The sequence below is a fragment of the Campylobacter concisus genome (assembly GCF_002165785.1).
GTDB lineage: Bacteria > Campylobacterota > Campylobacteria > Campylobacterales > Campylobacteraceae > Campylobacter_A > Campylobacter_A concisus_W.
In genome coordinates this window covers 66,641-87,263 of sequence record NZ_NDYO01000003.1, presented here as the reverse complement: position 1 = coordinate 87,263, position 20,623 = coordinate 66,641, and the positions used below count along the sequence as shown (strand labels likewise).

The 20,623-nt window shown below is 38.7% G+C and carries 20 protein-coding genes; 10 read left to right on the top strand and 10 right to left on the bottom strand.

Annotation, left to right across the window (positions count from 1 at the left end; genetic code table 11):
* Positions 1-308: 308 nt before the first annotated feature.
* The gene (topA, locus tag B9N62_RS02400) at positions 309-2,423 is read right to left on the bottom strand and encodes a type I DNA topoisomerase (protein WP_087584209.1); all 2,115 of its coding nucleotides are present in this window, start codon (positions 2,421-2,423) and stop codon (positions 309-311) included.
* 193 nt (positions 2,424-2,616) lie between these two features.
* Between topA and B9N62_RS02395 the strand changes: the two genes are divergently transcribed.
* Entirely contained in the window at positions 2,617-4,122 is a 1,506-nt protein-coding gene (locus tag B9N62_RS02395) for a flagellin B (RefSeq protein WP_087584208.1), read from the top strand.
* A 265-nt stretch (positions 4,123-4,387) separates the two neighbouring features.
* On the opposite strand, the gene B9N62_RS02390 is transcribed toward B9N62_RS02395, so the two are convergent.
* The 8 genes from B9N62_RS02390 to dcd all read right to left on the bottom strand — a co-directional run bounded on the left by B9N62_RS02390 (position 4,388) and on the right by dcd (position 12,322).
* A complete protein-coding gene (locus tag B9N62_RS02390) occupies positions 4,388-6,409 on the bottom strand; it encodes a motility associated factor glycosyltransferase family protein (RefSeq protein WP_087584207.1) in 2,022 nt (673 codons plus the stop codon).
* Positions 6,406-7,437, bottom strand: a complete 1,032-nt coding sequence (gene pseI / locus B9N62_RS02385) for a pseudaminic acid synthase (RefSeq protein ID WP_087584206.1) — start codon at positions 7,435-7,437, stop codon at positions 6,406-6,408. The genes B9N62_RS02390 and pseI overlap by 4 nt, the downstream gene beginning before the upstream one ends.
* 3 nt (positions 7,438-7,440) lie before the next feature.
* Entirely contained in the window at positions 7,441-7,899 is a 459-nt protein-coding gene (pseH, locus tag B9N62_RS02380) for a UDP-4-amino-4,6-dideoxy-N-acetyl-beta-L-altrosamine N-acetyltransferase (protein WP_087584205.1), read from the bottom strand.
* Positions 7,884-8,756, bottom strand: coding sequence for a UDP-2,4-diacetamido-2,4,6-trideoxy-beta-L-altropyranose hydrolase (gene pseG / locus B9N62_RS02375; protein ID WP_087584204.1), 873 nt, complete (start codon positions 8,754-8,756; stop codon positions 7,884-7,886). Before pseG ends, pseH begins: the two co-directional genes overlap by 16 nt.
* The gene (gene pseF, locus B9N62_RS02370; protein WP_087584203.1) at positions 8,757-9,437 is read right to left on the bottom strand and encodes a pseudaminic acid cytidylyltransferase; all 681 of its coding nucleotides are present in this window, start codon (positions 9,435-9,437) and stop codon (positions 8,757-8,759) included. It lies immediately after the preceding gene.
* Entirely contained in the window at positions 9,434-10,552 is a 1,119-nt protein-coding gene (gene pseC, locus B9N62_RS02365; RefSeq protein ID WP_087584202.1) for a UDP-4-amino-4,6-dideoxy-N-acetyl-beta-L-altrosamine transaminase, read from the bottom strand. Before pseC ends, pseF begins: the two co-directional genes overlap by 4 nt.
* Positions 10,549-11,544 carry a UDP-N-acetylglucosamine 4,6-dehydratase (inverting) gene (gene pseB, locus B9N62_RS02360; RefSeq protein ID WP_087584201.1) on the bottom strand — a complete coding sequence of 332 codons (996 nt, stop codon included), beginning with the start codon at positions 11,542-11,544 and terminating at the stop codon, positions 10,549-10,551. Before pseB ends, pseC begins: the two co-directional genes overlap by 4 nt.
* 217 nt (positions 11,545-11,761) lie before the next feature.
* On the bottom strand, positions 11,762-12,322 hold the full coding sequence (gene dcd / locus B9N62_RS02355) for a dCTP deaminase (RefSeq protein WP_021091674.1): 561 nt from the start codon (positions 12,320-12,322) through the stop codon (positions 11,762-11,764).
* Positions 12,323-12,440: 118 nt separating this feature from the next.
* On the opposite strand from dcd, the gene B9N62_RS02350 reads away from it, so the two are divergent.
* The 9 genes from B9N62_RS02350 to B9N62_RS02310 all read left to right on the top strand — a co-directional run bounded on the left by B9N62_RS02350 (position 12,441) and on the right by B9N62_RS02310 (position 19,697).
* Positions 12,441-13,283: a DUF3737 family protein gene (locus B9N62_RS02350; RefSeq protein WP_087584200.1), complete on the top strand. Its 843-nt coding sequence runs from the start codon at positions 12,441-12,443 to the stop codon at positions 13,281-13,283.
* Between the two features lie 109 nt (positions 13,284-13,392).
* Complete coding sequence (gene accB, locus B9N62_RS02345) at positions 13,393-13,845, top strand: acetyl-CoA carboxylase biotin carboxyl carrier protein (protein WP_087584199.1); 453 nt, start codon at positions 13,393-13,395, stop codon at positions 13,843-13,845.
* Complete coding sequence (locus B9N62_RS02340; protein WP_087584198.1) at positions 13,845-15,176, top strand: acetyl-CoA carboxylase biotin carboxylase subunit; 1,332 nt, start codon at positions 13,845-13,847, stop codon at positions 15,174-15,176. The genes accB and B9N62_RS02340 overlap by 1 nt, the downstream gene beginning before the upstream one ends.
* A gap of 79 nt (positions 15,177-15,255) precedes the next feature.
* Positions 15,256-16,614 (top strand): MATE family efflux transporter, encoded by a 1,359-nt coding sequence (locus B9N62_RS02335; RefSeq protein ID WP_087584197.1) that lies wholly within the window; start codon positions 15,256-15,258, stop codon positions 16,612-16,614.
* A 46-nt stretch (positions 16,615-16,660) separates the two neighbouring features.
* Positions 16,661-17,329, top strand: a complete 669-nt coding sequence (locus B9N62_RS02330) for a CsgG/HfaB family protein (protein WP_087584196.1) — start codon at positions 16,661-16,663, stop codon at positions 17,327-17,329.
* On the top strand, positions 17,314-17,718 hold the full coding sequence (locus B9N62_RS02325) for a DUF4810 domain-containing protein (protein WP_087584195.1): 405 nt from the start codon (positions 17,314-17,316) through the stop codon (positions 17,716-17,718). Before B9N62_RS02330 ends, B9N62_RS02325 begins: the two co-directional genes overlap by 16 nt.
* Positions 17,708-18,385 (top strand): DUF799 domain-containing protein, encoded by a 678-nt coding sequence (locus B9N62_RS02320; RefSeq protein WP_087584194.1) that lies wholly within the window; start codon positions 17,708-17,710, stop codon positions 18,383-18,385. Before B9N62_RS02325 ends, B9N62_RS02320 begins: the two co-directional genes overlap by 11 nt.
* Positions 18,386-18,390: 5 nt before the next feature.
* The gene (locus tag B9N62_RS02315; protein ID WP_087584193.1) at positions 18,391-19,278 is read left to right on the top strand and encodes a DMT family transporter; all 888 of its coding nucleotides are present in this window, start codon (positions 18,391-18,393) and stop codon (positions 19,276-19,278) included.
* Positions 19,275-19,697, top strand: coding sequence for a Sua5 YciO YrdC YwlC family protein (locus B9N62_RS02310; protein ID WP_087584192.1), 423 nt, complete (start codon positions 19,275-19,277; stop codon positions 19,695-19,697). The genes B9N62_RS02315 and B9N62_RS02310 overlap by 4 nt, the downstream gene beginning before the upstream one ends.
* 9 nt (positions 19,698-19,706) lie before the next feature.
* On the opposite strand, the gene B9N62_RS02305 is transcribed toward B9N62_RS02310, so the two are convergent.
* Positions 19,707-20,474, bottom strand: coding sequence for a M3 family metallopeptidase (locus tag B9N62_RS02305; protein WP_087584248.1), 768 nt, complete (start codon positions 20,472-20,474; stop codon positions 19,707-19,709).
* Positions 20,475-20,623: the final 149 nt, after the last annotated feature.

Here is a 20,623-nt window from a genome sequence, read left to right as displayed (position 1 = left end):
AAAATTGCTCCACGATATAAACTTATTAAAAACTATGCGAAAAGCTTAAATCTTATGACATTACTTTCTCTTATAAATTTCCGCTCTCTCTTAAAAGACCAGTTTTTTAAATTTAGCAAAGCGCTAAGCTCGCCAAAAAGTCCAAAAAGTGAGTGCTACGATGTGGAGCTACCCTCTAACTGAGTGTAGTTGGTGACGAGGTTTTTGCCCTTTATGCTGGCTAAGCTTAGCGGTGGTGCCAGGCATTTAAATTCCAAATTTATAAAAGCCAAATTTAGGCTCAAGGACTCAAATTTGGCTAAAAGTTTTTAGTTTTCAGAAATAAGCGTCTTTTTCTTGCACTTTGTGCACTCTATAAATGTGCCTTTTTTAAGCTCTTTTTTGATCATATCGCCGCCACATTCGTCGCATTTTTGCTCAACTGGCTCGTAGTTTGAGACGAAGTCGCATTTTGGATAGTTGGCACATCCATAAAATTTACCGCGCCTGCTAAATCTCTCGACGATCTCGCCGCCACATTTTGGACATGGCACATCAAGCTTTTTAAGCTCACGTTTTGGCTTAGCAGCCGTTGCAGTGTCAGTTTCTGTGCTCTTTTCATTATCTTTTGCGACGTTTCTTGAGTATTTGCATTTTGGGAAATTTGAACAAGCGATAAACTCACCGTATCTGCCCTTTCTAAGCACTAGCTCACTTCCGCACTCTGGGCACTTCTCGCCGATCGGAGTGGCTGTTTTTAGGCTTTTTATGCCAGTTTTGCCAGCGCTAATTTTTTCCATAAATGGATAGTAAAAGTCGCTTAACACCTTTTGCCAGTCGGCCTTGTCAAGTGCGATTTCATCGAGCTTTTCTTCAAGATGTGAGGTAAATTCGCTATCAACGATATTGCTAAAGTGCTCCTCTAAAACGCCTATCATGCTAAATGCGATCTCGTTTGGTATGAGCTGCTTTTTCTCGACTCTCACGTAGTCTCTTGAAGTTAGCAGTGTAATAGTCGGTGCGTAGGTACTTGGGCGGCCGATGCCTAGACTCTCTAACTTCTTAACAAGTCCAGCTTCTGAGTATCTGGCTGGTGGCTCGGTGAAATTTTGCGTGCTTTTTATGCTTTGCAAGCTCATCTCGTCGCCCTTTTTTAAATTTGGCAAAATTTTATCCTTATCAAGCTCGCCATAAACCTTATAAAAGCCGTCAAATAGCACCTTTCTACCGCTTATCTTAAACTCGCCTTTCTCACTTGCGACATAGACATTTTGCGTTTGGCTCACACATGCGCTCATTTGGCAGGCCAAAAATCTATTGTAGATGAGCGTGTATAGTTTGAGCGCATCTTTTTCTAAAAATTTAGCCGCAATTTGCGGTGTGAAGTTTAAATTTGTAGGGCGAATCGCTTCGTGGGCTTCTTGCGCGCCTTTTGAGCTTGTCGTGTAGCTTATCGCTTTGGCTGGCAGATACTCTTTGCCGTAGTTTTGCAATATATGCTCTCTAGCGGCCGCGACAGCCTCTTTGGCTAAATTTAAGCTATCCGTTCTCATATATGTGATCGCACCCATGAAGCCCTCGTTTGTTTGCACACCCTCATAGAGGCTTTGCGCGATCATCATGGTTTTTTTAGGGCTAAAGCCAAGGCGGTTGCTCGCACTTTGCTGAAGAGTTGAGGTCATAAATGGCGGGCTTGGCTGGATCTTTCTATCTTTGCTCTCGATCTCTCGGACGCTAAATTTCTCATTTTGTAAATTTTCGATGATGTATTTCGCGCGGTCCGGATTTTGGATAGTGAGCTTTTCGATCTTTTGGTTTTCAAATTTAACTAGCTCAGCGTCTAGATCTTTTTTGAAAACGGTGTCAATGGTGTAGTATTCAACTGGCTTAAATGCCTGGATTTCACGCTCGCGGTCAACTATTATCTTTAGTGCCGCACTTTGTACCCTGCCAGCACTTAAGCCTTTTTGTATCTTTAAATTTAAAAGCGGACTTAGCTTGTAGCCAACGATGCGGTCAAGCAATCGCCTTGTTTGCTGGGCATTGACGCTATTCATATCGACGCGTCTTGGGCTTTTTAGAGCGTTTTGTATGGCGCTTTTGGTGATCTCGTGAAAGACGATGCGAGGTAGACTGGTTGGCTCTTTGCCGATGGCGTTTGCGATATGAAACGCGATCGCCTCACCCTCTCTATCCTCATCGGTCGCGAGATAAATTTCATCTGCAGCTTTGGCGAGTTCTTTTATCTCTTTTACAATAGCGGAGTGATCACTGCTGACGCGATACTCTGGGGTAAATTTATCATCCTCTATCTTGATGCCAAAGCTTGTTTTTGGCAGGTCTCTGATGTGACCTTTTGAGGCGATGACGTTGTAATTTTTGTCTAGGAAATTCTTTATCGTCTTTGCTTTTGCGGGGGATTCTACGATGATTAAGCTTTTCATTTATATATAGCCTTTAATTTTTTTGGCGTAATTGTAGCAAAAATAATTTTTAAAGTATCAAGTCATAAAAAATCAAATCCGTCTTCATTATTTTAAAAATTTTTTCATTCATGCCTATAAAGTTTTTAGAAAATTTCACGATATAGTTTTTGTGCGACAAGAAGTCGTAACTAAAAAATTAAAAGGATTTACAATGAGTTTTCGTATTAACACAAACGTAAACGCACTTAACACGCACGCTAACGCAGTTAGCAACAACACTGACCTATCTAAGTCACTTAACAAACTTAGCTCAGGTCTTAGGATTCAAACAGCTGCAGACGATGCTTCAGGTCTATCTATCGCAGATAGCTTAAGAAGTCAAGCTTCAGCTTTAGGTCAAGCTATTGCAAACGGTAATGATGCTATTGGTATCATTCAAGTTGCCGATAAAGCTATGGACGAGCAGCTAAAAATTCTTGATACTATCAAGACAAAAGCTACTCAATCAGCTCAAGACGGCCAAACAACTCAATCACGCCAAGCATTGCAAGCTGATATCGTTCGTCTAATGGAAGAGCTTGACAATATCGGTAACACTACTTCATTTAACGGTCAGCAACTACTAAACGGAACATTCTCTAATAAAGAATTCCAAATAGGTGCTTACTCAAACCAAACTGTTAAAGCAAGTATTGGTGCGACTACGTCTGATAAGATTGGTCTTACACGTTTTGAGAGTTCAAGACTACTTACAGCTATGGGTGAAGTAAACCTTAAATTCTTAAACGTTGATGGTGTAAACGATGTAGGTGTTACAGGCGCTACTATCTCAACAGGTATCGGTAAAGGCCTTGGTGCTCTAGCTGAGAATATCAACAAAGTTGCTGATAAAACTGGTGTTAGAGCTACAGCTGACGTTACTTGGAAAGCAAGCGCTGCTATTGGCGGTGGTTTAATTCAGTCTTTAACAATCAACGGTGTTAAAATTGGTGATCTAGAGGTTAAAGCAAATGATGCAAACGGTGCACTTGTAAATGCTATCAACTCTGTAAAAGACCAAACTGGTGTTGAAGCTTCTGTTGATGCTGAAACAGGTAAAATGGTACTAACAAGCCGTGATGGCCGTGCTATCGTAGCTTCTGGTAAAGACATCTCAAAGGGTCTTGGCGGTAAAGGTGCAGCTGCTAAAGGTACATCTTTAACTGGATTTGTAGGTAGACTAAACCTAGTTCGTCTTGACGGTAGAGATATCAAGCTAAATGCTGGTGGTGTTGCTAAACTATCTCTAGCATTCTCTGCTAATGGTGGTGCTCAACAATCAGTATCACTAAGAGATATAAGAGGTCAAATAGATAAAACCCTAGCAACAGCTATGGGCTTCCAAAGAATGAGTGGAGCTTTATCAGTAGCTCAGTCTGCTGGTGTTATGACACTTCGCGGTGCGATGGCTGTTATGAGTATCGCTGAGTCTGCTCAAAAAACACTTGATCAAGTTCGTTCAGACCTTGGTTCAGTTCAAAACCAACTTCAAGCTACAGTTAATAACATAACTGTAACTCAAGTTAACGTAAAATCAGCAGAATCTCAAATTAGAGATGTTGATTTTGCTAGCGAGTCTGCTAACTTCTCAAAACATAACATCCTGGCTCAATCAGGTGCTTATGCTATGAGTCAAGCAAATAGCGTACAACAAAACGTAATGAAGCTTCTACAATAGTTTCATTAAGGTTTTAGATAGAGGCTTTGTCGCAGTAACAAAGCCTTAAGAGTGTTAATGCTTTTACAATACGCAAACCCACGCCCCAGAGTTTAACTTTGGGGCTTTATCTACTAAAAATAAATAGTAATGTATCTATTTTGTCTTTGCTCTAGTGGTTTAATAATGGGTTGTGTTATAAATTTATAATCGTGACAGAGGCTTACTAAAACTAGTAAGCCAAATAAAAAGACTGTAAGTAAAATAATTCTACTTACAAATTAGTTTATATACTCAGTATAAAATTTTCTTTTGCTTTTCCTATCTCATTTTTAGTTATTAGTTTTCTTTTTTTAAGCTCAGCAACAAGAGTTTTTGAAGCTTTTTTAGTAACTTCAATATCAGCATTTAGGCCGCCAGCTGCGGAGAACATCCAGTATTTGTGCATATTTACCCACATAAGAAGTTTGTTAGTCTTTTGGATGGTTGTGTCACTTGGCGCTACAGAAATTTTTGCAAGCTCAAGTTCTTGATAGTAGACTGAAATTTGCAATATATTATCTACATATTTTTGGTAATTACGTTTTGCAATTACATCTTTTAGCTTATCTATTTTTTTTGTTATTTTAAGAAGTTCGCTAAAGTGCTTTTTTGCTATTTTGTTTTCTTTGTTAAGCTTAAGTAACTTATCTATACTAGGCACTACTTCTAAAAAGACTTTTTCTATCTGGTGTTTGACTTCACTTTGAGCTTTTATTTTTGCCAGTATAACTTTATAGGCTTTTAAAAGATTTTTATTGACTGTTGTTTCACTATCTTTTTTGATATTGGGCAGTTTTTTTATCTCTTTGCCTTTGCAAAGCTCATGAATTACTTCCAAAAACGGCTTTTCTATAGTTCCCTCTATCCTGGCACCACCTTCGGTACAGTTATATGATTTTATATTCTCTAGGCTTGATTGGGCGATATCATTTTCAAACTGGTTTTTAAATAGAGTCCAAACATATGTTGTTTTAACCTCTCCCTCTCCGCCATAAGCTTTAACAAATATATTTTCATCCGCTTGCGCAAAGGCGTGACCTTTTGCATGGCTCGCCCCATCTTTACCAAATGCTAGATCCTGTCCTATGAAAACGATATTTTTATGTCCTAAGACATAGGCTAGCTGGTAGGCCATGTTTGCACAACTATGTCCTACGCCCAAATATCCATATCTTTTTAGACCAAACATATACTCCTCTTGTTGAGGTCTCATGGTCAGCACTAGTTTTCTTGGCAAAATATTTTTAATGGTTTGCTTGTGTGTAACCGAGGCAACAACAAAGTGTATATTATCATCAATATTTGGATGCTTTTTCTCAAAAAAACTAGAAGTTGGTTCTATTCTTTCAATCGACATTACATAATCAGGCTTGATATCATGCCTTGCAAGGATTGGATAAGAGGCATCAACGCTTATAATGGTAACATATGGAGCAAATTTTTTAAGCGTATTAAGCTGTTTATCTAGGCTTGGACCAGTTGATACAATTATAGCTGTATCCATAAGACCATATCTTTTTTTAATAAGACTTGTGTAGCAATAATTGCTAATCATAGGCACTAAATTTTCGCAATTTTGTCTTGTGCCTAATAAAAGATCGTCTATGCTATTGCCGTGAGCAACTACTATTTGAGAAAATGCTCTTGTAATCTCTTTGTTTATTCTTATGTAGTCCTCTTCAAACTGATCATAAAAGGGCATATGGATCATAAGATTATCATAGGTTTTTGCATATGAGTTTAGTTTCGCTTCCGTAACCAAATAATAAAAATGTGTATAGCTAGCAAATTTTGAATAAAAAAGTATTATCTGTCCACTTTCTAGTTCGCTTGATAGATCAATAACATTTAAAACAAGATATATGATCTCGATCTCTGGCTCTATGACTACGATTTTTTGATGCGTTTCATTTTTTGCTAATGCTTTATAGAGTACGCCATTGCCCAGTCCATAAAAAAATAGTATCGGATAACGTTTATAGTCACTTTCTATATCTTCAAGCAGCTTTAAAATGTCTGCTCCAGGATTTTCATAGATATATTTAAAAGTATGCTTGTTTATTAAATTTATATCAATCGGATCTTTTCCTATAAAAATTTCATAGTCTTCATTTCCAGCAATAGACCAAAGCCTTGCTGCTAGAATTTCATCTTGTTGAAATAGTGCTTGAAGGTTTTTTTGAAAGATAGGATTTTGGATATTTGATACATTATCTTTAGATAGTTTTGCCTTTTTATTGGATGCCTTATCGTTTTTATTGTTCATATCAAATCCTCCTTTGTTAATCTCTCGCTAAATTTTATATCTCTTTTTGCTTTTTTGCCGATCAGCTCTTTTAAAAATTTAGGGTGCAGGCCGTACCCCGGACGCACGCTCCTTATATTTTGCTCGCTAAAAATTTCACCTTTTTTTATATCTGCACTCGCATAAAGTGAACGTGAAAATCTCCTGTTTAAAACCGCTTTTTCGTCTAGCTCGTAGGTTGCCTTGCCCAAAAGCTCCTCAGCCTCTCTGACACACTTTGTCATAAGAGCAAATTCGCTCTCATCAAGACTAAATGCGCTATCAACGCTCTTTACGCTTTTATCAAGTATAAAATGCTTTTCAATTATCCTAGCACCCAAACTAATCGCAACAACTGGAGCTGTCACGCCTAATGTATGATCTGAAAAGCCGACCTCTACGCCAAATTTCTTTCTCATATCAGCTATCGTTTGCAAATTCATACCATTTAGCGGTGCTGGGTAGCTTGAAGTGCATTTTAAAAGGGCAATATCGCTATTACCTGCATTTTTACAAATTTGCACCACATCTCTTATCTCTTCTTCATAGGCTATGCCAGTTGAGATGATGATGGGCTTGCCTTTTTTGGCTACAAATTCTACAAAATCATAATCCGTTACCTCAAAGCTTGCGATCTTATAAGCTGGTGGGTTAAACTGCTCTAAAAAGTTGGCATCATCCTTGCAAAATGGACTTGAAAAGCAGGCAAGTCCTTCTTCTTTTGCTACTTTAAAAAGCTCGGCGTGCCACTCTTTTGGCGTTAGCGCCTCTTGGTAAAGCTCGTATAAATTTCTTCCATCCCAAAGTCCACCTTTTATGACGAAGTCGTCTAGGCGCGAATTTAGAGTCAAACTATCAGGTGTATATGTCTGAAGCTTTATCGCGTCAGCTCCAGCGCGCTTAGCCGCCTTTATCGTGTCTATCGCCGTTTTTAGGCTACCGCTGTGATTAGCGGAGAGCTCTGCTATTATAAAGACCTCTTTGTCTGTATCAAAATTTCCTATTTTCATCCGTTAGTCCGTTTTATTTTTAAGCTCAAGATAGCTAAATTCACCATCTTTTGCATAAATCTTAAAGCCAAAATTTTCATAAAGTGCGAGCGCTTTTTCGTTGTTATTATAAGCTTTTGCCTTTAGCAAGCCAACTTTTAATGTAAAAAAAGCGTACTCTTTTATGAGATCAAGCAACTTTTTACCCACTCCTTTTAGCTCTGGGTTTTTGTAAACGCCAAATTCGCAGCTTTGCTTTGTGATATCAACAAAGCTTATCACTCCTATAAATTCGCTTTCGTCCTTTACTAGAAAATAGATCTTATCTTTAATGCTCTTTAATCTCTCTAAAAAAGCAAAATGCTCCGCTTTGCCAACGCTTTTATTTTTCATAAATTTAGCTATGCGCTCGTCGTTTCGCCACTTTAAAACCATCAGCTTTTGCTCGTCACTAAGCGAGGTAAAATTTATAAGCTCGAGCAAATTTCATCTCCCCAGTAAGCTTCATATCCATTTTCTTTTAGCCAAGCAAAGATATCTTTTTGATTATCCGCTACGCAAATGGCTTTAAATTTAGCTCCCAAAACGTAAGCCTCATTTACAAGCGAGCTTGCTGTTATGATGAGCATTTTGGCCTCATTCATCAGCCTTGCTACGTTTTTACTATCTACAAAAAGGCTAAAATTTTCACTCTTACTTGATAGCTCTTTTAGTGCGCTTAAGTTTTTATTTCCGCTAGTTGTTATGACGGCTGTTTTTAGCCCTTTTAAGAGTAGTTTTTCTGAAATTTTTGCACTTAGCCCTGAAATATCAGTGCCTCCAAGAATGATAGCGTAGTCATAAATTTTCTCCCTTTTTACCTGCGCTTCTTCATAAAACTCATCTCTAACTAGCAAAAACTCGCTTCCGCAAAATACCTCACAGTTTTTTTCTACCAGCCTCTCATATCTTGCCTTTTGCGCATATAAATTTACATTTAAAATATAGTCTGAATAATGTTTTTCATAAGTATCGTCAAATGATAAAATTTTAACGCCAGTTTTTTCTTTTACAGCCCTTTCGTCTTCAAAGCTAAAGCCGTAGTGATCGATGATGAGAAGTTCAAATTTATTATCTTTTATAAGCTCGCAAAGCTCATCTATCTCGCCACTTGCTAGAGTAAATTTAGGGTAGTTTATCTCATCAAAAATGTCACCATCTAGCCTCAAAGACGCAAATGAGATGTTGTTAAATTTTTTAGCAAGCAAAAGGTCTCGCTTGATGTGCCCATGCCCTATCTTGCTACTACTATCAGCGCGCACGAGCGTTTTTAGGTGCGAGAGTCCTTTAAATTCTTTCAATCAAATCTTTCCATTATTTATCAAATAAAGCTTTTTAGCAAACTCAAAATCCTCTAGCGTATCGATGTCACAGACTAAATTTCTTGGCAATAAATATGCCTTTGAGTGTGGCGCGAACAAAGCACTGCACTCTAGCCAAGCCTCTTTTTTACCAAAGTAAAATGCCCCAGCATCATGAAATGCAGGCTCAAGATCTTGCGAGCGTGTCTTTTCAAACTGCGGATAAAACATACTAACTCTAGCGTTTTCATCAAGCTTTATCGCCCTTTGTATAGGAAAGTCAAACGCAGTCGCTGAAAATAAAAATTTACACTCGTGTTTTTTGAACTCGTCTGTGGCCCCTTTTAAAATTTCAGCCGTTATAAGCGGTGCTGTGGCATAAAGGCAGCAGACGTCACTAAAGCTAGATTTTACGCGTCTTATCGCGTCTTTTATCACGTCAGTACTTGTCGCGTAGTCATCGCTTAAGCTCGCCTCCCTAAAAAATGGCACACTAGCTCCAAATTCTCTAGCCACATTTGCGATCATTTCATCATCAGTGCTTACGATCACTTCGCTAAAAACTTTAGAATTTAGTGCAGCCTCGATGCTATATGCGATTAAGGGCTTGCCTAAAAAGTCTTTTATATTTTTGCCAGGTATTCTCTTACTGCCGCCTCTTGCTGGTATTATACAGATCATTTTTGCTCACTAAAGCTTTTTAGCACGTCAAAAAGCGTACTTGCGACAAATTTAGCATCATCCATGCTCATTCCGTGATGGCATGGGATGCTAAGCTCGGCGCTATAAAATTTTTCCGCATTTGGCAGTGAAATTTCGCCAAGAAGTGCTTTATAAAAGCTAAATTTATATGTTGGCTTATAGTGCACCTGCACGCCAACACCTTTTTGTAAAAGTGCTTCAAAAATTTGCTCTTTTTTATCCCAAAATTTCTCATCCAAAAGCACTGGATATAGGTGCCTTGAGCTAGTTGTATTTTCTGGGATCTTTATGGTTTTAAAATATTCATACCCACTAAATTTCTCATCATAAAATTTAGTTATCTCATTTCTTTTAGCGATAAAGTCGTCCAGTCTTTTTAGCTGGCTAAGTCCCAAAGCACAAGCTACATCTGTGATCCTGTAGTTGTATCCAAGCAGGCTCATGTCGCTATCCCAAAGCTTTGTTTTAGTGATGCCGTGGCTTCTATAAAGTCTTGCAAGTCTTGCGAGCTCATCGTCGTTTGTAGCAAGCGCGCCGCCCTCAAGCGTAGTGATAGGCTTTACAGGATGAAAGCTAAATATGCTAATATCAGCCTTAACGCCCACTTTTACGCCGTTTTGCACGCTACCAAGGGCATGGGAGGCGTCGTCTATCACTTTTATGCCGTGTTTTTTGGCTAAATTTATGATCTTATCTAGCTCCACTGGATTGCCACCGTAATCAACCGCAGTTATCACCTTTGTCTTTGGTGTGATAAGAGCTGGAATTCTCTCTTCATCGATGTTGCCATTTGCTTTTACGTCGCAAAATTTGACCTGCGCTCCTGCCATCAAAGCCGCATTTGCAGTGGCCGCAAAGGTGATAGGCGTCGTGATCACTTCATCGCCAGCCTTTACGCCCAGGCTAAGATAGGCTACGTGAAGGGCCGAAGTGGCTGAGTTCATAGCGATCACGTGCTTTACGCCAACATACTTTGCCAGCTCATCTTCAAATTTACTGACCTTTTGGCCACCTGTTAAGATGTCGTCTTTTAAGGCATCCGTGACCGCCTTTATGTCCTCTTCTGTGATCTGCTGACGGCTGTAAGGGATCATTTAGCATCTCCTATCATCTCAAGAAGACCTGCTCTATCGAGCCAAATTTTATTTGTATTTGAGCTATATTCAAAGTCTTCGCTCACTGGTTTACCCTTTTGATGAAGAGCATTTGTCGAGAAGTCCTGCGCTGTTAAAAACTGAATAGATGGACTAATAACGTAGTAGTCATCAAATTCGTATGTAAGATGTGCATCATCTCTTGAGATCATCATCTCATGCATCTTCTCACCTGGACGAATGCCTATGATCTTTACGCCAAGCTCTGGCGCAATGGCTTTTGCAAGATCTATCATCGTCATTGATGGGATCTTTGGTATGAAAATTTCGCCGCCTTTCATCCTCTCAAAGTTTTTAAGGACGAAATTTACGCCTTGTTCAAGCGTGATCCAAAACCTAGTCATCTTCTCATGCGTGATAGGAAGCTCTTTTTCTCCTTGTGCGATCAGCTTTTTAAAGAGCGGCACGACTGAACCACGAGAACCAACGACATTTCCATATCTTACGACACTAAATCTTGTTTTTTTGTCTCCAACGATGTTATTTGCAGCAACAAAGAGCTTGTCACTGGCTAGCTTTGTAGCTCCATACAAATTTACAGGGTTGCAAGCTTTGTCGGTTGAGAGAGCGATCACCTTGCTAACGCCACACTCCAAAGAGGCGTCGATGACGTTTTGAGCGCCGTCAATGTTTGTTTTGATGCACTCCATTGGGTTGTATTCTGCGATTGGCACATGTTTCATCGCAGCTGCGTGGATGACGTAGTCTATGCCATTCATCGCGGTTCTTAAGCGCTTATAGTCCCTCACATCGCCGATGAAAAAACGCATCGCTTTATCTTTAAAGACTTGAGCCATTTCGTATTGCTTTAGCTCGTCGCGTGAGTAGATAACTAGCCTTCTTGGATTGTATTTTTTTAACAAAATTTCGGTGTATTTTTTACCAAAACTTCCTGTTCCGCCGGTGATTAGTATTGATTTATCATTAAACATTATTGCGCCCTTTACTAACTATTTTTGGGGTATAAATAGCTAAATCTAAATTGTATTTTATAAAAATTTAAGCAAAAGCTATGCCAAATTTTTAAAATTTATTAAAAATTTTTTTATTTTTCTAGATTCTATTTCGTCAAATTTTAATTAATGTTTAGAGGAAATTGTAAAAGCAGCGTTTAAATTTAGCCTTTGCAAGGTCGCAAAGGCATAAAAACTACTTCAAAATTCTTGGCAGTGTGATGCCTTCTTGAGCTTGGTATTTGCCGTTTTTGTCAGCATACGTCACTTCGCAAGGCTCATCACCCTCGATAAATAGCACCTGCGCGATGCCTTCGTTCGCATAAATTTTTGCAGGAAGTGGCGTCGTGTTTGAAATTTCTATCGTGATGTGCCCCTTAAATCCAGGCTCAAAAGGTGTGACGTTTACGATGATGCCGCACCTTGCGTAGGTGCTTTTGCCAAGGCAGATCGCTAGCACGTTATCAGGCATGTTAAAGTACTCGATAGTGCGCGCTAGAGCAAAAGAATTTGGCGGTACGATGCAGACGTCGCCCTTAAAATCGACCACGTTTTTTTCGTCGAAATTTTTCGGATCGACTACGGTTCCGCCGATGTTTGTAAAAATTTTAAACTCATCACCAACGCGGATATCGTAGCCGTAGCTAGACACTCCGTAGCTCACCACGCCGCGTCCGACTTGCTCCTCGGCAAACGGTACGATCATATTTTTCTCAACCGACATTTTTCTTATCCAAGAGTCTGACTTTAAACCCATTTTTGCTCCTTTTTTGGGCGATTATAACGCTTTGCGTCTTTAAAGTAAATTTAGTAAAGCGAATAAATTAGATGAAAATTAGTATAATTTTAACAGCAAAAATTAATAAAGGACAAAAATGCAAGAGAAAAATGCAGAAATTTTTACTGGCGAGCGTGCGATGTTTGGGGCAAAAAGTGTAAATTTTACAAACTGTATCTTTGAAGATGGCGAGTCGCCGCTAAAACACAGCTCAAATTTAAAGCTAAATGAGTGCGTTTTTGCCTACAAATATCCACTTTGGTACGCAAGCGATGTCACGCTAAATGGCGGATACTTGGAGCCTCTAGCAAGGGCTGGTATGTGGTACAGCACAAATTTAAGCTTCAAAGACGCGCTCATCAACGCTCCAAAAAGCTTTAGAAAAAGCTCGCAAATTTCACTAGAAAATGTAAATTTTTCAGATGCTAGTGAAACACTTTGGGGATGCGCGGATGTGAAGATAAAAAACGTATTTGCAAGAGGTGATTATTTTGGAGCAAATAGCGAAAATTTAGAGATAGAAGGGCTAAATCTTGATGGCAACTACTGCTTTGATAGTTGTAAAAATGTCCGCATCGCAAGCTCAAAACTCATCTCAAAAGATGCATTTTGGAACTGCGAAAACGTGACCGCACAAAACTGTCTAATCTCAGGCGAATATCTGGCTTGGAACTCAAAAAATGTGACGCTCATAAACTGCACGATAAAGAGCTTGCAAGCACTTTGTTACGTGGAAAATTTGGTCGTAAAAGATTGCATTTTTATGGATACGAGTCTTGCGTTTGAGTATTCAAGTGTCGATGTAAGCACAAGCGGAGCGATAAAAAGCATAAAAAATCCAAAAAGTGGCGTGATAAGGGTAGCAAAGATAGATGAGATCATCATCGATGAAAATTTAGTTGATACTAAAGGCATTAAGATAATTATTACTGAAAAATAACTTAGCAAAAAAGAGTAGCTTTGAATTCTCGTTTTTGCTTCATAAAAAAATTTTTTATCTAATTTTCGCTACAATTAGACGCTTATATAAAAATTTAGGAGAAATTTCTATGAAAAAAGAAGATATAAAAGAGCTTATCGAATTTTTTAATGATATGGAGATGAACCATATCAAGATAAAAAGTGGTGATTTTGAGGTAGAGCTTGAAAAATTTTCAGATTATTGCGCGCCTGCTAAACCAGCAGCACAAGCACCAGCTCCAGCACCAACACCTGTAAATGTAGTCGTTAGCTCAGAGGTAAAACCAGCATCAAATACGCCAAAAGATAGTATAAAATCTCCTATGGTAGGCACTTTTTACGCTGCTCCAAGCCCAGGTGCGGCTCCATTCGTAAAAGTAGGTCAAAGGGTAAGAAAGGGCGATGTAGTCGGTATTATCGAGGCTATGAAGATCATGAACGAGATCGAGGCTGAGTTTGACTGCCAGATCACTGAGATGCTAGTTTCTGACGGACAGCCAGTTGAGTTTGGATTACCGTTATTTGGCGTGGAGAAAAATTAATGGAATTAAAAAGAATTTTAATCGCAAACCGAGGCGAAATCGCTCTTCGTGCTTTGCGAACGATAAAGGAGATGGGTAAAGAAGCCGTTGTAGTCTATTCAACCGCTGATAAAGACGCACTTTACGTAAAATATGCCGACGTAGCCATTTGCATCGGTAAAGAGCGCTCAAGTGATAGCTACCTAAATATCCCAGCTATCATAAGTGCAGCTGAGATCAGCGAAGCAGACGCTATTTTTCCTGGTTATGGCTTTTTAAGTGAAAATCAAAATTTTGTTGAAATTTGCTCACATCACAAGATCAAATTTATAGGACCAAGTGTCGCTGCGATGGCTTTGATGAGCGATAAAAGTAAGGCAAAGCAAGTCATGCAAAGAGCTGGCGTACCAGTCATCCCTGGCTCAGACGGCGCCGTGGCTGACACAAAAGCAGCAAAAGAGCTAGCTAAAAAGATAGGCTATCCAGTCATATTAAAGGCTGCTGCAGGTGGTGGCGGACGTGGTATGCGCGTGGTTGAGCGTGAAGAGGATTTAGAAAAAGCATTTTGGTCTGCTGAGAGCGAGGCGATGAGTGCATTTGGCGATGGCACAATGTATATGGAAAAATATATCCTAAACCCACGCCACATCGAAGTTCAAGTAATTGGCGATAGCCATGGCAATGTACTTCACATCGGCGAGCGTGACTGCTCTATGCAGCGTCGCCACCAAAAGCTGATCGAAGAAAGCCCAGCTATTTTGCTTGATGAAAAGACAAGAGAGAGACTTCACGAAACAGCCATAAAAGCGGCAAAAGCGATTGGTTACGAGGGAGCTGGTACGTTTGAGTTTTTGGTTGATAAAAATTTGGACTTTTACTTCATCGAGATGAATACAAGACTTCAAGTTGAGCACACAGTGAGTGAAATGGTAAGCGGACTTGATATCATCGAGCTTATGATAAAAGTGGCTGAAGGCGAGGCACTACCATCACAAGAGAGCATCGAGCTAAAAGGTCATGCAATTGAGTGCAGGATAACAGCTGAAGATCCAAATACATTTACGCCGTGTCCTGGAAAGATCACAAAATATGTCTGCCCAGGTGGCCGCAACGTGAGAATGGATAGTCATATCTATCAAGACTACTCTATACCGCCGTATTACGATAGTATGATCGGTAAACTGGTAGTTTGGGACACTGATAGAAACAGAGCAATCCACAAGATGAAAGTAGCTCTTGATCAACTCATAATAAATGGCATAAAAACAACAAAAGATTTTCACATCACTATGATGGAAAACAAAGACTTTTTAAGCAATAACTACGATACAAATTATCTTTCAAGACACTAAAATTTTTAAGTCAGGATTTGCAAAAAAGCAGATCTTGGCTTAAATCTATTAAAATTTTTAAGTTTATCTTAGGGGAAGCATGGTAAACAAAATCAAAGATCAAAATACAAAAATTTTCTCAAATGCCGATCTTACAAAGCTATTTTTCCCTATTGCGGTTGAGCAGTTTTTAGAGTATAGCCTAGGGCTTGCAAACTCGCTAATGGCAGCAAGTGTTAGTGAAAGCGCTGTAAGTGCGATTAGTCTTGTGGAATTTGTCATGGCGCTATTTATTAGCATATTTACTGCTATCGCTACTGGCGGCTCAGTGGTTGCTAGCCAGTATCTTGGCAATAAACAAAGTGGCAATGCCAAAATCACAGCAAATCAGCTCGTTTGGTTTAGTTTTATCTTTGCCCTTTTTATTGCAGCAGTCATCATAGTTTTAAAAGATATTATCCTAGATTATGTCTTTGGCGATATTGGCGAGCAAGTAAGGCATGATGCTAGCCAATATCTTGTTTTATCGGCCTTTTCCGCGCCATTTCTGGCTGTCTATGCTGCAGCTGCGGCGATCTTTCGCACAATGTCAAATGCCAAGCTTCCTATGTATATTATGGCGGCTGCAAATTTATTAAATGTATTGCTCACTGCCATTAGTATCTACACATTTCATACAGGCATTTTAGGTATCGCCATAAGTACGCTTATAGCCAAGATGCTCGCTTGCTTTGTCATAGTCTATTTGCTTCTTGATATAAGGCTAAAACTTCACATAAGAAAGAGCTTTGTCTATAAATTTGACTACGAGATCATCAAGAAGATTTTAAATATCGGAGTGCCTTATGGCTTTGAAAATTCGATGTTTTACGTGGGGCGCATTATTGTTTTAAGCTTAGTTTCTCTCTTTGGTACGGCAAGTATCGCTGCAAATGCCGTGGGAGGGACGATCGTGATGTTTCAAGTACTTCCTGGTATGGCGATAGGAACAGGGCTTAGTGTGGTTATCTCAAGGTGTGTTGGCGCAAACGACTTTAATCAGGCTAAATTTTACGTAAGAAAGTCGATGATAAGTATCTATATCGTGCAGCTTTTTAGCACAGCTGTGATTTTGCTTTTACTTGAGCCATTGCTTCTTGTTTATAATCTCTCAAGCGAAGCCATAAATTTAACAAGGCAGATCGTCTGGTATCACGGTATCGCTATGTGTCTTGTTTGGCCACTTGCCTACACATATCCAACCGTTTTTCGTGCTGCTGGGGACGCTAAATATCCGATGATTGTAAATTTAGTTTGTATGTTTGCTTGTAGAGTCATCTTGGCCTATATCTTTGCACTCACATTTGATCTTGGTATGATAGGTACTTGGTTTGCAATGTTTGCTGACTGGGCTGTAAAGGCGGTGCTTTTTACAATTAGATATCTAAAAGGTACATGGATGAAATTTAAAGCTATTTAAAAAGAAATTTAGTAATATACAAGCGATTTTGTCGCAAAGGATAAAAATGAAAAATATATTTAAATTTGGTACAGTTTTGCTTACAGCAGCTCTTTTTGCTGGATGTGCGAGTGAGAGCTCAAGGGTTGTTGAAACTCCAAAAGTAGCAAGCTACGGCACAGTTTACAATGGCCAAAAAATTTCAGTTTCGATAGGTCGATTTAATAATCAATCAGCTTACCAAAATGGTGTATTTGCTGATGGCGAGGATAGGCTTGGCAACCAAGCTCAAAGCATTTTGATCACAAATTTACAGCAAAGTGGCAGATTTTTAGTTCTTGATAGATCAAATATGAAAGTCATAAAACAAGAGAGCGAGCTAAGCAAAGAGGCTCAAAATTTAAAAGGTTCACGATACGTGATCACTGGTGATGTGACAGAGTTTGGTCGCAAGACAACAGGCGATCATCAGCTATTTGGCATACTTGGCAAAGGCAAGCAACAAACTGCCTATTCAAAGGTAAATTTAAATATCGTTGATACCAAAACAGCTGAGGTTATCTATTCGGTTAGCGGTGCTGGCGAATACACCCTTTCAAACAGAGAGATCATCGGTTTTGGTGGCACAGCAGGATACGACTCTACGCTAAATGGCAAGGTTTTAAGTCTAGCTATTATTGAAGCGGTAAATAATCTAGTAAATGGCATAGAAAGTGGAGCATGGCAAGTAAAATAAAACTTGCCAGCCTTGCGCTTTTTGCACTATTTTTAGCAGGTTGCGGCCATTCAAACGGCCCAAGATCACTTTATTATTGGGACGGATCATATAGTAGCTCGCTATATAACTATCTAAATGAAGAGGGTGATACAAACGAGCAAATTTCACGCTTAGAAAATCTGGTGCAGATATCAACACAAAAGGGCTATAAGATCGCTCCTGGCGTATATGCACACCTTGGACTTTTATACTTAAACAACGGAAATCTAGGCGCTGCAAATGCAAATTTTGACAAAGAAGTAGAGAATTTCCCAGAGTCAAGGGAGTATATAAATTTTATTAAAGGCTCTAAAAATTTAACTCCAAAAAAAGTAGAGCAAAAAGAGGGAGCAAATAATGAAAAATAGCCTTAAATTTATAGCCTTTGCATTTTTGGTAGTATTTTTTACGGGCTGCTCTATAAAAGAGCCTGAGCCATATGACTACTCAGAATTTTTACAAAAAAGACCTCACTCTATCTTAGTGCTTATGCCAACAAATGATAGTACAGAAATTTCAGGTCCAGCAGCTGTTTTAGCAAATGCAGTCGCGCCACTAAGTGAGGCAGGATACTACGTATTTCCAGTGGCTCTTGTAAATGATACCTTTAAGCTAAATGGCATAACCGAGCCAAGTGAAATCGCAGCCGTGCCACTAAATAAGCTTGATAAAATTTTCCATGCTGATAGTGTGCTCTACATAAACATAAAAGATTATGGTACGAGCTATGCAGTCATCTCAAGCTCAACAAAGGTCGTCCTTGAAGCAAAGCTTATCGATATAAAAAGCGGCATTACTCTTTGGCAAGGTAGTGCTATGGCAGCAGAAGATAGCAGCAGCGGTCAAAGTAGCCTACTTGGCATGTTAGTCTCAGCCGTCATTTCACAAGTGGCAAATACCATCTCAGATAGATCGTATGATCTAGCAGTGATGGCAGATGCTTATTTATTTTCAAGAGATTGCCATAACTGCATACTTTATGGACCATATTCGCCGTATTACGGCAAAGATGCACAGCTTCATAAAGATAAGTAAATTTAATGAATACTCATCGTCTTGGGATACTTCTTACTTTAGTTGGCGGTATCCTTTGGGGATTTAGTGGGGTTTGTGGGCAGTATCTATTTTCACTTGGTATAAGTTCTGATTTTTTGGTGCCATATAGACTGATGCTAGCTGGCATTGTTATTGTGATTTTTTATGCTTTTAAAGAACCAAGTGTCGTTTTTGCTCCGATTAAAGATATAAAGCTCCTTGGCGAGTTTTTAGTCTATGCCTTGCTTGGGCTTATGATGACGCAGTATGCCTACTTTTACTCCATTGAGCTTTCAAATGCCGCAGTAGCGACTGTTATTCAATACACTGCTCCTGCTTTAATTTTAATGGTCATTTGCATAAAAGAAAAATGCGCCCCAAGAAAACTTGAAATTTTAGCTCTATTTTTAGCCATGCTTGGCGTATTTTTTCTAGCTACGCACGCTCAAGTCTCAGCGCTAGTTATCTCGCCAAAGGCCTTGTTCTGGTGTTTTGTTAGTGCCATTTGCGTTTGTATTTATAACCTTGCTCCAGCAAGGCTAAATGCGAAATATTCAGTCACTCTCACACTTGGCTGGGGCATGGTTATTGGTGGGGTAGTGCTTGCTTGCTATATGAGAGTTTGGGATTTTGCTGGGCTTAACGGGATAAATCAATGGCTTGCATTTATTGCTGTTATTACGCTTGGCACCATTTTTGCATTTAGCTTTTATATGATAGGTGTTAAGCTCATAGGCGCAGCAAAAGCTAGTTTATTAGCCTGTATAGAACCGCTAAGCGCAGCATTTTTTGGCTACTTTTGGCTTGGGACAAAATTTGTATTTTGGGATTTTTTAGGATTTGCTCTAATAATCTCTTGTATATTTTCACTATCAAAAAGAGAAAAATTATGATATTTCTAGCACAAACCGATACGACAGCTGGCTTTTTGAGTAAAGATTATAAAGAGATAAATAAGGCCAAAATGCGTGATGAAAATAAGCCTTGCCTTATCACGACAGCAAAATTTAGCGTTTTAAATGAGCTTGTTAGAGTGCCAAAAAAGTATAAAAATTTTATACGCCGTTCAAGAAAAGCCACATTTTTGTATCCAAATTTAAAGGCTATTAGAGTCGTAAAAGAGTGTGAGCACGAAAAATTTTTAGCTAAATTTGACTGGCTTTATTCAAGCAGTGCAAACAAAAATGGACAAAATTTTAACGAAGCTTGGGCTATGAGCGTGGCTGATGAAATAGTAGATGATCATTTTTTTGAAGATACTCCATCAAAAATTTATAAAATTTCTCGAAAAAAAATAAAACGTTTAAGATAACTAGTAAATTTATACAGCCACTACCTTTTTAAACTCATCTAAATTTTTTAGCGCTTCATCTATGCCAATCAGCCAAAATTCGCACTTTGTCGTATCTTTTTTAAAGTGTTTTTTCATTAGCTCTTCCACGCTTTTTGTTCCGCACTCTATTAAAAATTGTTTATAAATTTTGCAAAATTTTGCTTCATCTTTTTTAAACTCACTTAGAAAAAATTGTGATAGTAGATAACCGACACTATAAGGATAGTTGTAGATATAGTTATCTGTTTTATAAAAATGTGGCTTAAAATATGGCAAAAATTCTTCAACATCGCTTGTGCTGTCTTTATAAAATTTATCCCAAGCTTGTTTTAAAAGATCGCTTGCATCTTTTTTGCTGACTTGACCTTTTTGTCGCAGTTTTATAAAGCTAGTTTCAAACTCATATCTAACGCTTATATGAAGTAAAAAATTTGCAGCGCTTTTTAGCTCCTGCCATAAAATTTCTATCCTAAGTGAGTCATCTTTTTTTAGCTCATTTCGTAAAAGAGTCTCATTAAATGTACTCGCGCTCTCGGCTAAGCTCATTGGAAAATTTGCGCTTAAAACCGGAAGATCACGCATCAAGTAGTAGTGCCAAGCATGCCCAAGCTCATGAGCTTGCTGGATTAAGTGCGAAAGAGTATTCATGTATGTGGTAAAAATTCTTGGTTGCTTAAATTTTGGCAAACTTACAAAAAATGCTCCACCAGCTTTATTTTCTCTTACATCGCTTTCTATCCAGTGTTTGTCTATCATAAGCTTTATAAAACTATCTTCGCCCAGTGGTTTTAATGCTTTTTTGATGATTTTGTAAATGAGATTGCTGCTTTTATGACTAAGATGCAAAAGATAAATATAAAATTTTAATATTAAGTGCGACTATTGTAGTGTGATTTAAAGCTAAT

What these genes read in the sequence shown, in the direction of transcription:
- accB (WP_087584199.1), top strand. Translation starts at nt 13,393, where the DNA reads ATGAAAAAAGAAGATATAAAAGAGCTTATCGAATTTTTTAATGATATG.
- B9N62_RS02330 (WP_087584196.1), top strand. Translation starts at nt 16,661, where the DNA reads ATGAAAAATATATTTAAATTTGGTACAGTTTTGCTTACAGCAGCTCTT.
- B9N62_RS02305 (WP_087584248.1), bottom strand. Translation starts at nt 20,474, where the DNA reads ATGATAGACAAACACTGGATAGAAAGCGATGTAAGAGAAAATAAAGCT.
- topA (WP_087584209.1), bottom strand. Translation starts at nt 2,423, where the DNA reads ATGAAAAGCTTAATCATCGTAGAATCCCCCGCAAAAGCAAAGACGATA.
- B9N62_RS02390 (WP_087584207.1), bottom strand. Translation starts at nt 6,409, where the DNA reads ATGAACAATAAAAACGATAAGGCATCCAATAAAAAGGCAAAACTATCT.
- B9N62_RS02350 (WP_087584200.1), top strand. Translation starts at nt 12,441, where the DNA reads ATGCAAGAGAAAAATGCAGAAATTTTTACTGGCGAGCGTGCGATGTTT.
- B9N62_RS02315 (WP_087584193.1), top strand. Translation starts at nt 18,391, where the DNA reads ATGAATACTCATCGTCTTGGGATACTTCTTACTTTAGTTGGCGGTATC.
- B9N62_RS02395 (WP_087584208.1), top strand. Translation starts at nt 2,617, where the DNA reads ATGAGTTTTCGTATTAACACAAACGTAAACGCACTTAACACGCACGCT.
- pseB (WP_087584201.1), bottom strand. Translation starts at nt 11,544, where the DNA reads ATGTTTAATGATAAATCAATACTAATCACCGGCGGAACAGGAAGTTTT.
- B9N62_RS02340 (WP_087584198.1), top strand. Translation starts at nt 13,845, where the DNA reads ATGGAATTAAAAAGAATTTTAATCGCAAACCGAGGCGAAATCGCTCTT.
- B9N62_RS02325 (WP_087584195.1), top strand. Translation starts at nt 17,314, where the DNA reads ATGGCAAGTAAAATAAAACTTGCCAGCCTTGCGCTTTTTGCACTATTT.
- B9N62_RS02320 (WP_087584194.1), top strand. Translation starts at nt 17,708, where the DNA reads ATGAAAAATAGCCTTAAATTTATAGCCTTTGCATTTTTGGTAGTATTT.
- pseC (WP_087584202.1), bottom strand. Translation starts at nt 10,552, where the DNA reads ATGATCCCTTACAGCCGTCAGCAGATCACAGAAGAGGACATAAAGGCG.
- pseF (WP_087584203.1), bottom strand. Translation starts at nt 9,437, where the DNA reads ATGATCTGTATAATACCAGCAAGAGGCGGCAGTAAGAGAATACCTGGC.
- B9N62_RS02310 (WP_087584192.1), top strand. Translation starts at nt 19,275, where the DNA reads ATGATATTTCTAGCACAAACCGATACGACAGCTGGCTTTTTGAGTAAA.
- B9N62_RS02335 (WP_087584197.1), top strand. Translation starts at nt 15,256, where the DNA reads ATGGTAAACAAAATCAAAGATCAAAATACAAAAATTTTCTCAAATGCC.
- dcd (WP_021091674.1), bottom strand. Translation starts at nt 12,322, where the DNA reads ATGGGTTTAAAGTCAGACTCTTGGATAAGAAAAATGTCGGTTGAGAAA.
- pseI (WP_087584206.1), bottom strand. Translation starts at nt 7,437, where the DNA reads ATGAAAATAGGAAATTTTGATACAGACAAAGAGGTCTTTATAATAGCA.